Source organism: Paenibacillus sp. JNUCC 35, from assembly GCF_058269095.1.
Genome location: NZ_CM177771.1, coordinates 4,301,267 through 4,317,437, shown reverse-complemented (window position 1 = coordinate 4,317,437; position 16,171 = coordinate 4,301,267). Strand labels below are relative to the sequence as shown.

Sequence of the window (16,171 nt, the reverse complement as noted above, 5' to 3'; positions counted from 1 at the left end):
TAATGAACACATGACTCATTTTTCAGATTTAGATAATGCTTTGATTAATAGTATTCATTTAAATCCGTTTTAACCCTTGAATAAATGGATCGGAGCCTCAAAACCATCTTAAAATTTAAACTTCGACCGCGTATTTATTTTCCTCCGCGAATGTACCATCCTCAGCTAGGCTGCATACTATAATAAGGAAATATGACCATTTCATTTAAAAATGGAGGAAAAAATGTATACACCTCAACAAATGCCTTACACGGGTACTTCGTATCCGTACGGAGGTCAACAGATGATGCCTCACACTGGTATGCCGTATTCGAGCGGTGGCCACCAAATGATGCCTTACACAGGCATGCCGTACTCGTACGGAGGTCAGCAGATGATGCCCTACACAGGCATGCCGTACTCGTACGGAGGTCAACAGATGATGCCTTACACAGGTATGCCATACTCGTACGGAGGTCAGCAGATGATGCCTTACACAGGTATGACGCCCACCCCAAGAACAGAGGTTGATGGAAAATAACACACGAAACGACAGCTGAAAAATGAGTGACAAAAAAACCATCTGTAAAAGGTGGTTTTTTGATGTGTTTGCAGTTTATCCCAAATTTTTTTAGAAGGGGCATTGACGATTTCATTATAGGAAATAAACTCTTGATATCTTTGGCGTTTTTTTGAATATACTGGTTTGTATATGGGAAAGCTCTCCTTGTTTAGGGGGATGGCAAAATTCTCGAAAAAGCGATGGCATCCATGCATCTAAATATGGATGAAATGGTGATCCCCAATGCGGTTGTGATTGGTATTATTTCCCGAAAACTTGAGCGGCCACTTCTGCCGAAAGATCTTGCAGTGTACTCAAGCAGCGCTCCGCGGAGGTTGGCTTTCCCTCCCTTGTAGCCCTGATATGGATTCTGTAACAGTCGTATTTTGCATTACATCCGTGCCGCAAGTAAGCCGCCGGCAAAAAGACCCGCAGTCTCATGTTCGTAACCGAACGTGAGGCTGCGGGTCTTTTTTTAACAAGCGGGCCGGACAGTCAGGATCCGATCGCCTGCATGCCCTGCGAGTGGCGGTACAGCTCCTCGTAGCAGCCTTTCTTGGCGAGCAGCTGCCGGTGGGTGCCTTCCTCCACGATCTCGCCGTGCTTCATGACAATGATCCGGTCGGCGTGCATAATCGTGGACAGCCGGTGGGCGATGAGCAAGGCCGTCCTGCCTTCGGAGACGACGGAGAGCGCCCTTTGCACGAGCTGCTCCGTATGGGAGTCGAGGTTGGCCGTAGCTTCGTCGAGAATGAGAATTCTCGGTTTGAACACGAGAATGCGGGCAAACGACAGAAGCTGTCTCTCGCCGGCCGAGAGGCCGCTGCCGCGTTCCGAGAGCTTCGTGTCATACCCGTCCTTGAGCCGGGTGATGAGCGGATGGGCGCCGACCGCCCTGCAGGCGGCGGTCACCTCTTCGCGGCTGATTTCCTGCCGGAACAGCCGCACGTTGTCGAGGATCGTACCGGAGTACAGGTACGGCTCCTGCTGGACGAGCCCGATCATCCGGTGAAGCGTATCCTGCGGAATGCGCCGGATATCGGTGCCGTCGATCGTGACACTTCCGGCATTCACATCATAAAAACGGGTAAGCAGGGAAATTAGCGAGCTTTTGCCCGCGCCTGTCGTTCCAACAAACCCGATCATTTCCCCCGGTTTAATGTGTAGGTCCAGATTCCGGAGAACCTTGCTTCCCTCCACATAAGAAAAATCCACGTGATTGTAGTCGATTTTTCCGGCTGTTTTTTTCCAGTCAACTTCGGTTATAGCTTCGCCGGCAGGTTCTTTTACATCGGGTTCCGTGGATAAAATGTTCCACAGCCGCTCCATCGAAACGGAGGTCGATTGCAGCGTATTCCACTGCTGGGTAATCTGGTTGATCGGCTGAAAAAACTGGCGGATGTAGGTAATAAAGGCGTAAAGCACACCAAATTCGATACTGCCGCCGAGAAAAGCGAGTCCGCCGAGCCAGACGAGAAGAGCGACGGATATGTTGCCGAAAATATCGAAGGACCGGTTGAACAGCACGTTCGTGCGGATTTCTTTCAAGTTGGCTTTCAAGTACTGCCCGTTGCGGTCGCTGAAACGTCCGAACTGTTCATCCTGCTGATTGTACGTCTGAATCAGGCTCATCCCGGCGAGGTTTTCAGCCAGGTAAGCGATGAGACGGGAGAGCTGCGCCCGCGTCTCCTGGTAAGCTTTTCGCAGCATGGAACGGAAAAGGACGGCGATCAGCGCGATGACCGGCAGAAGAAGCATGCTGTACCAGGCGAGCGTGGCGTCCAATTGAAACATGAAAACGATGATAAGCACCAGGGTCATCCCGTCCCGGACGAGACTGAGGAATACCTGAGTGAAAAACTGGCTGATCGTCTCGGTATCGCTCGATTCGAGCGTGACCAGGCTTCCGATCGGATAACGGTCGAAGAAAGACATCGACAGCTTTGAAATATGAGCGAACAAATTTTTGCGGATACTCGCGACGATGCTTTGTCCGGCATACTGGAGCAGGTTGTTCTGGACGTAGGTAAAAGCAAAGTTCACGACGGACAGCCCCAGGTAAAACAGGCCGATGACCAGAAGGGGCCGTATGGCTCCGCTTCCGCCGAAGAGGTGGTCGTCGATGGCGATTTTGACCAGATACGGCTGCAGCAGCTCGGCGATGATGGCGATCAGCGAGCAGAAAAAAATGCCGATGAACGTCAGCTTGTGCGGCTTGGCATACGTCAGTGTCGCTTTGAATGCGGCGAGTCTGCCCGGGCGCGGGCCTTCTTTCGGTTCGGGGGCTTCGCTGCTTTTCGCGGTATCCGCCGTTTGCCCGGCCCCCGCAGAATTCTGCCCGGCCGAACCGGCGGAAGCCGACTCCCTTGGAGCGTTTGCGTCCGGTGATTTCGGATCAGGCATGCCGGGTCCCCTCCTCCTGAATCTGATACAGGGAAGCATACAAGCCCGGACGGGCGAGCAGCTCCTTGTGCGTGCCCCGCTGCACGATGCGGCCTTCATCAAGGACGACGATTTCGTCCGCATGCTTGACCGCACTGATGCGGTGCGCGATGATCAGCGTTGTTTTGTCGCGGTGGGCGGCACGGATTTGGCGGACGATGTTCGTTTCCGTCACGGCGTCCACGGCGCTTACACTGTCATCGAGAATGAGGATGGGCGCCTGTTTCATGAAGCCGCGTGCCAGGCTCGCTCTCTGGCGCTGGCCGCCGGACAAGGTGATGCCGCGTTCGCCGAGCTTCGTTTCGAAACCGCGCGGCAGCTCCGTGATGCTGCTGTAAATCTGCGCCTCGCGCGCGGCCTGCTGCATTTCGTCGTCCGCCGCATCCCTCCGCGAGAAGGCGATGTTGTCCCGGATCGTCGTGCTGAACAGAAAGCCGTCCTGCGGGACATAGGCGATCTGCGAGCGCAGGCTTTCCAGCGTAACCCGGCGGATATCGTGGCCTGCGATATAAATCGTGCCCGCGGGCGGATCGTAGATGCGCAGGAGCAGCTTGACGAGCGTTGTTTTCCCGCTTCCCGTGCGTCCGATGATGCCGAGCGTCCTGCCCGGCTCCACTTTCAGGTGGATGGCTTCCAGAGCGCGGCGGTCCGAACCGGGATAGCGGAAAGACAATCCGCAGATGTCCAGTTCTCCCGCCCCGTTTTCCAGCTGCTCGGCTTTTGCTTCCTCCCGGATATCCGGTTTTACGGCCAGCAGGTGATTGAGCCGCTCCAGCGATGCGCGCGAACGCTGCATCATATTGATCACGTTGCCGATCTGCTGCAGAGGAGTCATCATCATCCGCAGGTAAAAGGTAAGGGACACGAAGCTGCCGAGCGTAATTTGGCCGTGCAGCGTCATATAGCCTCCGGCGAGAATGGCAATGATCATTGAGAACGAGCCCATCAGGGGAAGAAGGGACTGGAAAAGCGACGACATCCGGACGAGCCGAAGCTGCTTTTCCCGGATCGCGTCGACGTTCCGGCCGAAACGCTCGAAGGCGATTTCTTCGGCCGCGAACGTTTTGGTCACGCGGATGCCGCCGAACTGTTCCTCGGCCGATTCGGTCATCGTGGCGAGCGATTCCTGCACTTCAAGAGACCGGGAGCGGATACGCGGCCCGAGGAACACGACGATGAAGGGAATTAAAGCCATAGGCGCGAGACTAAGCGCTATCAAGCCGAAAGGAATGGAACTGAAGGACATCATGACAAAAGCGGAGAGAATAAAGAAGATGGCATTGGTGGTCTGGTTGACACCGTTCGAGATGGACTCTCGGACGGCCGTGACGTCGTTCATGACGTAACTGAGAAGCTTGCCGACACCGTGCCTGGAGAAATAATGCTCGCTGAGCGTGGAGAAATGACGGAACAGCTTTTGCCTCGTCGCGTATTCGAACCGGCGTCCGAGCCGGGCGTTCGTATACTGGCCGATGCCGAAAAGCACTCCGTAGGCCACACCGATTCCGAGAAGCTGCATGCCGTAGCTGGCAACCGTATGGGATGTGGCGATTTTCAGCTGCAGATCGTCCGTAAATTCTCCCAGAACGCGGGGGAAAAACGATTGCGCCACGTTAGACAGGATAATAAAGGCGACCCCGACCGAATACAGTCCCAGGTTCGCTTTCACATAATTCCGAAGCAGCCTCTGACTGCCCATGCCACCACCTCCTCAGGGATAAACTCATTTCTTTATTGTAAAGGCCAATGGAAAAAGCGGGCAAGGCAGCTAGAGCGCCATATTGGCGGAAATGAGACCGTATGGCGGACAAAACGGGCTGTAAGCGATTTATTTCCGAGAAAATCGAAAGATTTGGAGAACGTCTCCAATTAAAGAACTGAGAATGGCTGAAATAAAGAGGCCAAACAATAAAAAACCCCCGTCATGGGAGCTTTGGCTCTAGTGCATCTCTGAAGCGGGGGGAACGCCGTAAGATGGCGGCTTTCCTGTAAGGCGGCTTTGCGCCACATCCCATGCCGAAGGCGCCGAAATTTTTTGCGGACCGTACTGATAGAGGCTGAAGTAAGGATCGTTAGGGATGGCGAATACATTCACATCCGAGGAGGACTGCCATTTTCCTTGTTTCTTGCCGCCGGAAGGCGCGGGCTCGAACGCCTGATACATATAGTTTAATTCGGCATACTCCAGCACTTCGTGTTCTCATAGCGCTTGATCGTTTTGCGAAGGGGCTGCTTCGTGAACAAAACCTGGTGACCGAGCGTGCTGCATTGTTCCAGCACCTTGCATTTGTATTTTTTATGAAGCTTCGCAATAAATTCTTCCGGAGTGTCCGGCTTGAACTTCACGATCAGTTGGCAGGGCCGATGGGGTTCTTTCGGCAGTTCTTTTTGACGGAAAATCAAAAAAACGACGGCTGCGGCGGCAATAAAAGCGAGTACGGTGATCAAAGTCGTCATGGATCATTCCTCCCGGATTCGATTAGAAATCTCTCTATGCTATGAACCGCAAGATTGAGAGGATTGGGGGGTTGTCCCTTTATAAAAAATAATCGCGTATATTTAACAAATTTAATGATGGACGCGTTTACAACTTATGCTTATAATGCGGAAAGGGCTTGAGAATCGGAAAATTTTCCCGATCGATTGGACGCTTAAGCCGGAAGGGTGAATCCGTTGTCGACGAACATACGAAAAATGCTGATCATGAATTTTGTGTCGTCCATCATTTTTATTTACATCGGGATTTTTGTGAACCTGTATATCTGGCAGGCCAATACCAGCATTTTTGAAATTTCCTGGTTCAACATGGTGATGTTTTTCGGATGGGGATTTTCGTTCGTTCTCGGGGCGAAGCTGCTCTACCACCGCACGATCCGCCTGCTGCTCGCCTTGTCCGCATTCGGAGGTGCGGCCGCATTTATTATGCTGACGTTCCTTACGCTGGAGAATCGGATTCTGTGGATCGCCCTGATCGGATTTCCGGTCGGTCTCATGTGGGGGTTCTATACGGTCGCCCAAAATCTAAGCGTTTCTTTTTCCGGGAAAGGAACTGAAATCGCTTCCTTTTTTGCGGCGAACAACCTCATCGCTTCGATTCTGTCCATGGTTATTCCTATTATTTCGGCCCAGTTTATCGGCTGGTTCGGTTATGAAAGCTCGTTTGTCCTGATGTTTGTCTTTCTGATCGTTATGCTGGTTTTCTCGGCTACGATGCCCCGTATCGCCTTGCCCAGAACGGAGACGCCCGGGCTTGGCTTCTGGCAGCAGCTTCAGTGGAAGCGGGTTTTCGGCGACCGCCATTCCGTCTGGCTGATTCTTTCGATATTGGCTGGAGGCGTATTCCTTCAGTTTCAAAACCTGTTTACGCTCGTCTTCACGTTCACGGTTACCCAGGATAAGCTGCTGATCGCACTGCTGAATCTGCTCTACACGGGGTCGGCCTTTCTCGGGCTTATTCTGTACCGGAAGTTCAAATGGAACGATCAATTCTGTCTCTGGCTCGGCGTTCTTCTGCTGTCGGCCGGGTTTGTGATCGCGATGTTTCCCCTTAAACCGCTGCTGATCCTCTCGAATGTGCTTACGGCGTTCGGCATGTTTTTCTTTGCGATGATCTGGAACGCCCAGCAGTTTCAATGTATCGAGGACTATGCTCCGGGCCGGAAAGCGGCCTTCCTCATCTGGCGGGAAAGCATGCTGGTCGGTATGCGGATTGTGCTGCTCGTATTCATTATGTCTTTGGATAAACTGGAGGGCTGGCTGTACATTTCCATCATCGGCGTCACGCTCGTCAGTCTGATTTCGATTCCGATCGTACAGGCGAAAGCGGTCAGGCTGATGGCCGACGGCCGGAAAAAAAGGGAGGGCGCGGAACCTCTCCGGGAGGAAGGAAATCCGCCTCGACCGCCTACTTTTTCTGCCTGAATTCTCTGTAAAACTAGGCCGGAATAACCGGATTTGGGACTATCTTCCCAGATCCGGTTTTCTTTTTGCACCGAGGATGGTGCAAAAGGTTTGATCTTTTCAGTTGGAAGCGGTTGCGTTATCTTGGGCTTACAGGAACCTTTCCTTTACAAAATGTTTAAGCCATACAGAAACCGTTTTAAATCGGAAGGAGATACCCCAAATGGAGAAAGAGTTTTCCGTACAGAATCCGTTAGGTATTCACTCGCGTCCCGCAGGGGCACTTATGAAAAAAGCAAAAGCGTTTACATGCGACATTACGATTGCCAAGGGCGACAAGAGCGTTAATGCGAAAAGCATCGTCGGGCTGCTTTCCCTGGAAATGCGTTACGGCGATAAAGTAACGGTCAAAGCTTCCGGCGAGCAGGAAGAAGAAGCGGTAAACGAGCTGGGAACCATGCTCGAATCCGTACTTGAATAGGTGACCGGATGATAGAGGAGAGAAAAACCGCAAGCGTAAAGGGCATCGCGGCCGCTCCCGGCTATGCGATGGGGAAAGCGCATTTATGGCAGCCGCAGGCAGAGAAAGCACAGCGCAGAACGCTGGCGGAAGAGGAAACCGCAGCCGAGGTTGCAAGGCTGGAGGAGAAGACACGGGAGGCGCTTGACGAGCTTCAGTGCCTCAAAGAAGAAACCGCTCTCAAACTGGGCGAGGCTCACGCCGAAATCTTCGAGACGCACATGCTGCTGCTTGAAGACGACGATTTCGTCGGGGCGGCGGCTGAAGCCGTCCGCTCGGAGCGGCTGAACGCCGAAGCGGCCGTGGAAGACGCGGCGAAGGCGCTCGTGGAGCTGTTCGAGAACATGAGCGACGCCTACATGCGCGAACGCGCCTCGGACATCCGCGATGTGGCGGGCCGCCTTCAGCGCTTGCTGCGTGGGGAATCCGCCGGCGATATCGGCGGTGACGGCGAAGCGGTCGTCCTCTTCGCCCATGACTTGACGCCGTCGGATACGGCGCGGCTCGACCGCAGCCGCATCGCCGGCTTCGTTACGGCGGTGGGCGGCCGTACCTCGCACTCGGCGATCATGGCCCGCTCGCTGGAAATTCCGGCGGTCGTCGGCATGGGCGCGGGAGCGGCGCGGGTACAGCCCGGCGACTACGTGATCGTGGACGGAGGCGAAGGCACCGTTCACATCAACCCCGATGCCGGGCTGCTGGAGCTGTACCGGAGCAAGCAGGTCCGGTACGAAGAGCGTCGCTCGCGGCTGGGCGCCTACATCGGACGCCCGACCGAAACCGCGGACGGGCATCATGTGGAGCTCGCGGCGAACATCGGCAGCCCGCAGGACGCCCAGGCCGCCAGAGACGGCGGAGCCGAAGGCATCGGGCTGTACCGGACGGAGTTCCTGTACATGGGGCGCGATACGATGCCGACGGAGGAAGAGCAGTTTCTGGCCTACAAGATCGTGGCCGAAATGTTCGCCGGCCAGCCGGTCGTCATCCGGACGCTGGACATCGGCGGAGATAAAGAACTTCCGTACCTGAGCCTGCCGAAGGAAGCGAACCCGTTCCTGGGCTATCGCGCTATCCGCCTCTGCCTGGACCGGAAGGATCTGTTCCTCACGCAGCTGCGCGCGATACTCCGTGCGAGCGCTTACGGCAATGTGAAGATCATGTATCCCATGATCTCGAACATCGAAGAGCTCCGTCAGGCGAACGCGGTCCTGGCCGATGCGAAAGCCGGGCTGGACGCGGAAGGCGTCAAGTACGCGCAGGACATCGAGGTAGGCATCATGATCGAGGTGCCGGCGGCGGGCATGGCGGCCGATCAGTTGGCGCGCGAAGCGGACTTCTTCAGCATCGGAACCAACGATCTCGTGCAGTACATGATGGCGGCCGACCGGATGAACGAAACGATCGCGCATTTGAGCGAACCGTTCAATCCCGGTGTGCTCCGGCTGATCCGCCACGTGATCAGGGCGGCGCACGAGAAAGGCCGCTGGGTCGGCATGTGCGGCGAAATGGCCGGCAGCGTCATCGCGATTCCGCTGCTGCTGGGCATGGGGCTGGATGAGTTCAGCATGGGAAGCGGCTCCGTCGCCACGGCTCGGGCGCTTATGCACAAGCTGAACCGGAGCGAGCTGAGCCGTCTGGCGGACGAAGCGCTGGAACTGGATACGGCCGAAGAAATTCGTCGGCACATCATAAGCCGGGTTCCGGCCGTGGCGGAGTGGCTGTAAACTTTTGCGCGGGCCGGCCCGATATACCGGTAAGTCTATAAATACCTCCGAATGAAAGAACGCTCGCTTACGAGTGAAATCAGCGGAAACTGCGGATGCAGTACCGCGGCGGGAAAGGCCTTGTTTTTCTTCCGTACCGGCGGGCGGGTAGTGGTACAATAGACGTTAACAGCATGAAAATGCAGGAGGGGATATCATGACGCTCACAACGCGATCTCGTGCACTGCTCAAAAAAATCGTCTATTCCCACAGTCCGCTCCGCATCAAGGAATGTGCGGAAGAGTTTCAAGTCAGCGAACGAACCGTGAAATACGATCTCGAATCCATCCGGCTTTGGCTGCAGCAGGAGCAGATTGAACTGCTGTCGAAGCCGAGCCGGGGGATTTGGATCGACTGCAGCGATACGGAACGCATTCATCTGCTGGAGAAGCTGGATGCGGTCGGCGAGCACGTCTTTCTGAACCAGCAGGAACGGATGAGGCACATGCTGATCGATCTGCTGCTGCTGGACGGCTACCTCACCATCGGCGAACTCGTCGCCAAGCACGATGTAAGCCGGAACACCGTTCAGGCGGATTTGGCTTTGGCCGATCAGCTGCTTGCCAACTCGGGACTGACGCTGAACCGCACCCGGCACGGAATCCGGGTAAGCGGTTCCGAAATGAGAAGGAGGGCCGTGCTGGAGCATGTGATCCAGGACCTGCTGGACGGCAACGACATGTTCCAGATCGTGCAGGGAGTCGTGCAGGAGCGCAGGCCGCATCTTCACTTCAGCAAGCTGCTGGAATGGTTTCTGCAGCCGGTGCGCGACCTGGACCGCGTGTTCGAGGATGTGGGCTCCCTGGTCCGCGAAATCCGGGAGAAAACCCAGCTGCTGCTGACGGACAATGCGATCATCGGGGTTTTTATCCGGCTCTGCATCGTCATTCAGAGGCAGTGCCCGGCGGAGGAGCAACCGGCCGCCGATTCCGGCGAACGCCCTGTCGCTTTCGATCAGCGGACGCTGGCCGGTTATCATCTCAGCATCTCGGATTTATTCCGGCAGAAGCTGACGGGGTTGTTCGCGGAGCTGGAGCTTCCTCTTTCGGAGGAGAATATCCGCTACGTCAGCCTCCCGGCAATCGGGCTGATCCCCCCGCTGCTTGAAGCGAGGGATGAAGAAGGGGCCCAGCTGCCCGACGCTTTTGCCGTGACGAAGAAACTTATCGACAAAGTCAGCGAGTCGGTTCATGTCCGGTTCCGCAAAGATCCGGATCTCATGCAGCATCTGCATGCGCATATCGCAGACAAACTGAACAAGTACAGCTACGGAGTCGCGGAGCCGAATCCGCTGCTTCATGAAATACTCAGATCTTACCGGACCATGTTCGAAACCGTGAGATCCGCCTGCGGAGAAGTATTTTCCTCTTACGGCATTCTGTTGTCGGACTCGGATATCGCTTATATTGTTCTTCACTTTCAGGCCGCTTTCGAACGCAGGCAGGAAGTCCAGCGGTACCGGGCACTGGTCGTATGCGGAACCGGCCGGGGGACGTCGAAGCTTTTGAAGACGGTCATCGAAAACGAAATCAAGACACTCCAGGTCGCGGCTTTCTGTTCCGTCATGGAGTTCGACAAGCAGGTTGTCGGCGATTTCGATCTGGTCATCAGTATTTTCCCGATTGAAGCGCACGTACCCGTTGTGGTAGTCAATCCGATTCCGGATAAGAACGATTTCAAATCGATCCGGCTTAGGCTTGAAAACCTGGAGAAACATGGGGGTGCGGAGGGCGCGTCGGCAGGCCGGTCATCGAGCTTGCAGCGGCCCGAGCTTTCCTATCTGGAGCAGAAATTCCAGGATATCATCTGGAAAGGCTTCGAACTGAGCCGGGCAATCCGGACACGTTTCGCTCCGTATCTGAATGAAGAGAGACTCGAAGGCTTGACGCTTCATCTGCTTTTTATGATGAACCGCATCGCATTCGATACGGCTTATATCCAGACGGGCTCCGCTCCTTCAGCCGAAGGGGCGGAAGGCGAGCTGGCGGAGGAATTAAAAATGCTGCTTTCCGAACATCGCATCCACGCGACGGAAGGCGAAGTAATGGCCATTCTACGGTATTTTGAGAGGAGTGCGTAACCATGAAAGCGGATTTGTTGATCCACGGAGGAACAGTAATCGATCCATCCACAGGAATATCCGGTGCATTTGACGTTGCGGTCAGCGGAGGGAAAATCACAGGTGTATTCAAGCCGGGTACGGCTGCCATAGAGGCCGGGCAAACGCTCGATGCTTCGGGGAGTTATGTATCGCCGGGTTTCATCGATATTCATACCCACATTTATGAAGGCGTGCCTGCCATGGGCGTAGCCCCTGACCGCGTCGGAATCGACCAGGGGGTAACGACCGTTGTCGACGCCGGCAGCTCGGGAGCCGCCAATTTCGACGATTTCGTCCGCAGAAACATCGAGCCGAGCAAAAGCCGCGTTTACGCCTGGCTGAACATCTCGGCTCCAGGTCTCGTCGAAGGACGCTCGGAGCTGGCCGATCTGACCCAACTGGATCCCAAGGAAGTCCTGGCGGTTATCGAGCGCAACCGGGACCGGATTATCGGGATCAAGGCCCGCATGAGCGGCTCGGTCGTCAAAACAAGCGGCATCCGGCCTCTGCAGATCGCCAAGGATACGGCGAGGGAAGCCGGTCTTCCGGTGATGGTCCATATCGGCAACGCGCCGCCTCAACTCGGAGACGTGTTGGATCTGCTGGAAGCCGGCGATGTCGTCACGCATGCCTTCCACGGCAAAGCGGGCGGCATCCTGAGCCCGGACGGAGGCCTGATTCCACAGGCGGTCCGCGCGCTGGAGCGCGGCGTCCTGTTCGATGTCGGACACGGAAGCTCTAGTTTCAGCTTTGACACGATGAAGAAAGCGAAGGAACTGGGGATCGACCCGTACTCCATTTCCACGGACTTGTATCTGGAAAATCTGGAGCGCGGACCGGTTTACAGCCTCGCGCTGACGATGACGAAGCTCCTGGCGATGGGTTATTCCCTGGAGCAGGTTGTGGCCTGGTCCACCGTGGCCCCGGCCAAAGCCATTCAGCGCGAAAACGAAATCGGCACCCTCCGCGAAGGCGCCGAAGCGGATATCACCGTATTCCGGCTTGTGCAGGAGCCCGTTTCCCTTACGGATTCGGAAGGCAAGACAGTTCAATACGATCAGCAGCTGCTGCCGCAATATACTTTAAGAGCTGGAGCGATACACCATGTACAACGTAAATGAAGTCCTGGAAGAAATTCCGCAAAAAACGGAAGCTTCTCCCGAAAAGCTCGAAGCGGTAAAAGACCTGTTAACGAAACTTCGTCCGATGTCGCAAGAGATCGGGCTTAGTATACCGCATACGAAAGCCGTCATCATCGGCATTCATCTTCTCGCTTTCCTGAGGAGAGTCGATCAGGACGAATATTTGCCGGAAATCGAGCCGGAGATGTTCGAAGAGATCAGTGCGGAGTCCATAAATCTCAGTAAGCGCTTGTTCTCCGACTACAACATGCCGCCGCAAAGGAAACTGGATGACGCCGAAGTATTCTTCCTGGCTGTTCATTTCGAAGCGGCCAAAACTAATCTTTAGGAGTGAAAGTTCATGGAAAAAGTGAAAGTAGTTATTGGTGATCGTCTCGGTAAAGGCCAGAACGTGGCAAAAGGGGTAGAGGCTGCGGGCGGCGTCGCGATTGTGATTCCGGGCGTAGGCGCTGACATGAAGCTCGGCGACATGATGAACAAGGAAAACGCGGATTTCGGCATTTCCTTCTGCGGAAGCGGGGGAGCGGGTGCGGTTACGGCGAATACCAAATACAAATATCCGATGGAATTCGGCATGCGTTCCATTGATGCGGGCGTTACGGCGATCCGCGAAGGTAAAAAAGTTCTTGGGTTCGGTTTCATGGATGTCGAAGAGCTCGGCCGCCGTTTAACCGAAGAATATATCAAGAAAAACGGGAGGTAAGCCATGTTTCAGGAAAAGCCGTTAACACTCGTCGTAAGCGGGATGTCGGAAACCAAGCAGGGAGCTTTTCAACAGGCTCTGACCCGCATGAAAAGCCAAATTTCGAAGGAGACGTCAGATGTTCTTCTACAAATCGAGCCTCAGGATGTGGAAGTCGTTTCGGCCCATTCGACGCAATACCGTGAGAAGTTTCTCGGATTCTTATTCCCGCGGACGAGAACTCGTTACGAGGTGACTCTGCGAATAACGGTCAAACTGAAATATGTAAACCTTTCGGAATTGGAATTTACAGAAAATAAAGAGAACCTGAGCAAGTATCAGCGTCTGCTTCATATGCGCTGAGCTGCCGGGGCAGTGTTTTGTGTGAGATAGAGAGAACTGGAGACCACCTGTAGACTGAAGTTTTGGGGGATACACATGAACACATTGATGATCGTATTTGAGTCCATCATTATCGGACTCCTGGTCGGTTTCGGGGTCGGAGCCGGCGCAGCGCGGATGTTCCACGCACCGAACGTCCAAGGGATGGGCGCATTCCGGACATTCGGCGAGCTGAATGCCTGCGAAGGCGACGCCGTCGCTCACTTCTCGTTCGGCCTCGGCTTCCTGTTCAACGCCTGGGCATCCGTCGTGGGCGCAGGCGCCCTGACCCAGGACGTCGACCATCGGATCATTCCGCACTGGTCTGCCGCTGCGCTGCTTTCCCGCAACAAAAAGCTGGAAGAAACTCTTCACGATCCGCGTAAAATGGCTTGGGCCGGTGCGATTATCGGCGCCGTAGTGGTCGCGCTTCTGAACTCGACCGCCGCCGCAATTCCGGCTTCGCTGCAATCCGTGGCGACGAAGGTACTGGTCCCGGCGGCGAACTGGCTGATCAATCCGATCATGCCGATCGTATTCTGGACCGCGGCCATGGATGCGGGCAAACGGACCGGCGTATGGGCGACCATGCTCGGCGGTTTCTCCCACCTAGTCATGGGCAACGCCGTACCGGGTATCGTGCTGGGGATTCTGATCGGTAAGGGTGTAGACGACAGCGGCTGGAACCGGATTACGAAGACCATGCTCGTTGCCGTTATCCTGCTGTTCATTTTCAGCGGATTCTTCCGCGCGTTTGACGTGGCGCTTCTTAAGAGCATGAGCCTGGCAACGCCGCAGTGGCTTATCGACCTGCACGCATTCTTCGGATCGGTGGTGAAATAACATGGAAAACAACTTGCAAAAAGGCTTCTGGTATTCCGAGTGGGCATTTGTTTTATTCGTCGCTTGTCTTTCTTCTGGGATTTTCGCCGGAACTCACTTATACTATGTATATCATGTAGGCGCTTTTAACGATATCGCGATCGTCGCCATGTTGGAAGCCGGTCTGAAGGGCGGCAGCTACGGGGCCGCAGCGGCATTCGGCGCAAGCTTCCTGTTCGCCCGTATTCTCGAAGCTCCTCTGGTCGGTATCCTCGACATCGGCGGCTCGCTTCAAACCGGAATCGGCATCGGTGTGCCGGCTCTTATGCTCGGCGCGGGTATGACGGCACCGCTCACGAACTTCCCGCTGGCTCTTCTGACAGGCGCCGTACTGGGCGTAGCCGTCGGTGCAGTCATCATCCTGATTCGTAAATTTACGATCAACGCCTCGAATTCGACGTTCGGAGCGGATGTCATGATGGGTGCGGGGAACGCCTCCGGGCGTTATCTGGGCCCGCTGATTGTCATCTCCGCCGTTATGGCTTCCATTCCGGTCGGGATCGGCGCAACTATCGGCGCAGCTATTTTCTACTATTACAAAAAGCCGATCGCCGGCGGCGCGATTATCGGAGCCATGATCCTCGGCGCGATCTTCCCGATCGTAACGAAATAAGCGAGATTGGCGAAAATTAGCTCTGCACGACAAGATGTTCATACCATGGATTCAAATCAAGGATAGAGGAGAGAGACCATGAGTATTTTCGAGCGTTACGGTTGTAAGCAAGTCATCAATGCAAGCGGCAAAATGACCGCCCTCGGAGCCAGTGCCGTCCACAAAGATGTGGCGGCGGCGGTTGCCGAGGCGGCAATGGACTACGTGGACATCAGCGAGCTGATGGTGCAGGCCGGCAAGGTCATCGCCGAGGCGACGGGCGCCGAAGACGGCTGTCCGACCACGGGCGTGGCCGGAGGCATCGCGATTTCGGTCGCGGCCGTTATCGCCGGCACGAGCCTGTCGCTGATCGAGCGTATTCCGCTCACCGACGGCCTCCGCAACGAGATCGTCATCCAGAAAGGCCACTCCGTCCATTTCGGAGCGTCCATTCCGCAGATGATCGCGATCGGCGGCGGCAAAGTCGTCGAGGTGGGCCAGGCCAACCACGTGGAGAAAGACCACATCGCGGAAGCGGTCACGGACAAAACCGCCGCCCTGCTGTATGTGAAGTCTCACCACGCGGTGCAGAAGGGCATGCAGTCCATCGAAACGATGGCGGCGATCGCCAAGGACAAAGGCATTCCGCTGATCGTGGACGCGGCCGCCGAAGAAGACTTCCGCAAGTACATCGCGATGGGCGTGGAGATCGTCTTGTACAGCGGCGGCAAAGCCCTTGAAGGCCCGACGTCCGGCTTCATCTGCGGACGCGCGGACCTGATGGTTGCCTGCCGGGCGCAGTACAAAGGCGTCGGCCGTCCGATGAAGATCGGCAAGGAGGGCATCATCGGCCTCCTGACCGCGCTTCGCCGTTACGACAACCGCCCGGACGAGTCCCAGCAGCAGCGTGAGCGCATGGAATGGCTCATCGCGGAGCTGAAAGACGTTCCCGGTGTGAAGGGCGCCATCACTCAGGACGAAGCCGGACGCGCCATCTACCGCGCGCAGCTCACCATTGACGCCAAAGCCGCCGGCAAAACCGCCTACGAGCTCATCAAGGAGCTCGAATCCGGCAGTCCGGCCGTGTACACGCGCAATCATTACTCCAACCTCGGAATCATCAGCGTGGACCCGCGTCCTCTGCTGGAAGGCCAGGAGCGTGTAATCGCTCAGAGAATCAAGGAAATTCTGCAAGCCTAGTCTTTAAAAACCCCCTTAAAGATAA

At 55.6% G+C, this 16,171-nt stretch carries 15 protein-coding genes; 11 read left to right on the top strand and 4 right to left on the bottom strand.

Annotation, left to right across the window (positions count from 1 at the left end; all coding sequences use genetic code 11):
* Positions 1 to 1,036: 1,036 nt before the first annotated feature.
* The 4 genes from AC2TF6_RS19475 to AC2TF6_RS19460 form a co-directional block, all read right to left on the bottom strand.
* Complete coding sequence (locus AC2TF6_RS19475) at positions 1,037 to 2,944, bottom strand: ABC transporter ATP-binding protein (protein WP_491308119.1); 1,908 nt, start codon at positions 2,942 to 2,944, stop codon at positions 1,037 to 1,039.
* A complete protein-coding gene (locus AC2TF6_RS19470; protein WP_491308118.1) occupies positions 2,937 to 4,682 on the bottom strand; it encodes an ABC transporter ATP-binding protein in 1,746 nt (581 codons plus the stop codon). The genes AC2TF6_RS19475 and AC2TF6_RS19470 overlap by 8 nt, the downstream gene beginning before the upstream one ends.
* Positions 4,683 to 4,922: 240 nt before the next feature.
* Positions 4,923 to 5,174 (bottom strand): hypothetical protein, encoded by a 252-nt coding sequence (locus tag AC2TF6_RS19465; protein WP_491308117.1) that lies wholly within the window; start codon positions 5,172 to 5,174, stop codon positions 4,923 to 4,925.
* Positions 5,153 to 5,440 carry a S8 family serine peptidase gene (locus tag AC2TF6_RS19460; RefSeq protein WP_491308116.1) on the bottom strand — a complete coding sequence of 96 codons (288 nt, stop codon included), beginning with the start codon at positions 5,438 to 5,440 and terminating at the stop codon, positions 5,153 to 5,155. The genes AC2TF6_RS19465 and AC2TF6_RS19460 overlap by 22 nt, the downstream gene beginning before the upstream one ends.
* Before the next feature lie 216 nt (positions 5,441 to 5,656).
* On the opposite strand from AC2TF6_RS19460, the gene AC2TF6_RS19455 reads away from it, so the two are divergent.
* The 11 genes from AC2TF6_RS19455 (at position 5,657) to AC2TF6_RS19405 (ending at position 16,146) form a co-directional block, all read left to right on the top strand.
* A complete protein-coding gene (locus AC2TF6_RS19455) occupies positions 5,657 to 6,904 on the top strand; it encodes an MFS transporter (RefSeq protein WP_491308115.1) in 1,248 nt (415 codons plus the stop codon).
* 202 nt (positions 6,905 to 7,106) lie between these two features.
* Positions 7,107 to 7,364, top strand: coding sequence for an HPr family phosphocarrier protein (locus AC2TF6_RS19450; RefSeq protein ID WP_009677256.1), 258 nt, complete (start codon positions 7,107 to 7,109; stop codon positions 7,362 to 7,364).
* 8 nt (positions 7,365 to 7,372) lie between these two features.
* A complete protein-coding gene (gene ptsP, locus AC2TF6_RS19445) occupies positions 7,373 to 9,127 on the top strand; it encodes a phosphoenolpyruvate--protein phosphotransferase (protein ID WP_491308114.1) in 1,755 nt (584 codons plus the stop codon).
* A gap of 196 nt (positions 9,128 to 9,323) precedes the next feature.
* Positions 9,324 to 11,246 (top strand): BglG family transcription antiterminator, encoded by a 1,923-nt coding sequence (locus tag AC2TF6_RS19440; RefSeq protein ID WP_491308113.1) that lies wholly within the window; start codon positions 9,324 to 9,326, stop codon positions 11,244 to 11,246.
* A 2-nt stretch (positions 11,247 to 11,248) separates the two neighbouring features.
* Positions 11,249 to 12,388 (top strand): amidohydrolase/deacetylase family metallohydrolase, encoded by a 1,140-nt coding sequence (locus tag AC2TF6_RS19435; RefSeq protein ID WP_491308112.1) that lies wholly within the window; start codon positions 11,249 to 11,251, stop codon positions 12,386 to 12,388.
* Positions 12,372 to 12,737, top strand: a complete 366-nt coding sequence (locus tag AC2TF6_RS19430; protein ID WP_491308111.1) for a PRD domain-containing protein — start codon at positions 12,372 to 12,374, stop codon at positions 12,735 to 12,737. The genes AC2TF6_RS19435 and AC2TF6_RS19430 overlap by 17 nt, the downstream gene beginning before the upstream one ends.
* 12 nt (positions 12,738 to 12,749) lie before the next feature.
* Positions 12,750 to 13,112, top strand: coding sequence for a glycine-rich SFCGS family protein (locus AC2TF6_RS19425; RefSeq protein ID WP_009677219.1), 363 nt, complete (start codon positions 12,750 to 12,752; stop codon positions 13,110 to 13,112).
* Positions 13,113 to 13,115: 3 nt separating this feature from the next.
* Positions 13,116 to 13,454: a DUF4312 family protein gene (locus tag AC2TF6_RS19420; protein WP_491308110.1), complete on the top strand. Its 339-nt coding sequence runs from the start codon at positions 13,116 to 13,118 to the stop codon at positions 13,452 to 13,454.
* 75 nt (positions 13,455 to 13,529) lie between these two features.
* Positions 13,530 to 14,315 carry a DUF4311 domain-containing protein gene (locus AC2TF6_RS19415; protein ID WP_491308109.1) on the top strand — a complete coding sequence of 262 codons (786 nt, stop codon included), beginning with the start codon at positions 13,530 to 13,532 and terminating at the stop codon, positions 14,313 to 14,315.
* Between the two features lies 1 nt (position 14,316).
* Positions 14,317 to 14,967 carry a DUF4310 family protein gene (locus AC2TF6_RS19410; RefSeq protein WP_217556098.1) on the top strand — a complete coding sequence of 217 codons (651 nt, stop codon included), beginning with the start codon at positions 14,317 to 14,319 and terminating at the stop codon, positions 14,965 to 14,967.
* 78 nt (positions 14,968 to 15,045) lie between these two features.
* Positions 15,046 to 16,146, top strand: a complete 1,101-nt coding sequence (locus AC2TF6_RS19405; RefSeq protein ID WP_491308108.1) for a DgaE family pyridoxal phosphate-dependent ammonia lyase — start codon at positions 15,046 to 15,048, stop codon at positions 16,144 to 16,146.
* Positions 16,147 to 16,171 lie beyond the last annotated feature (25 nt).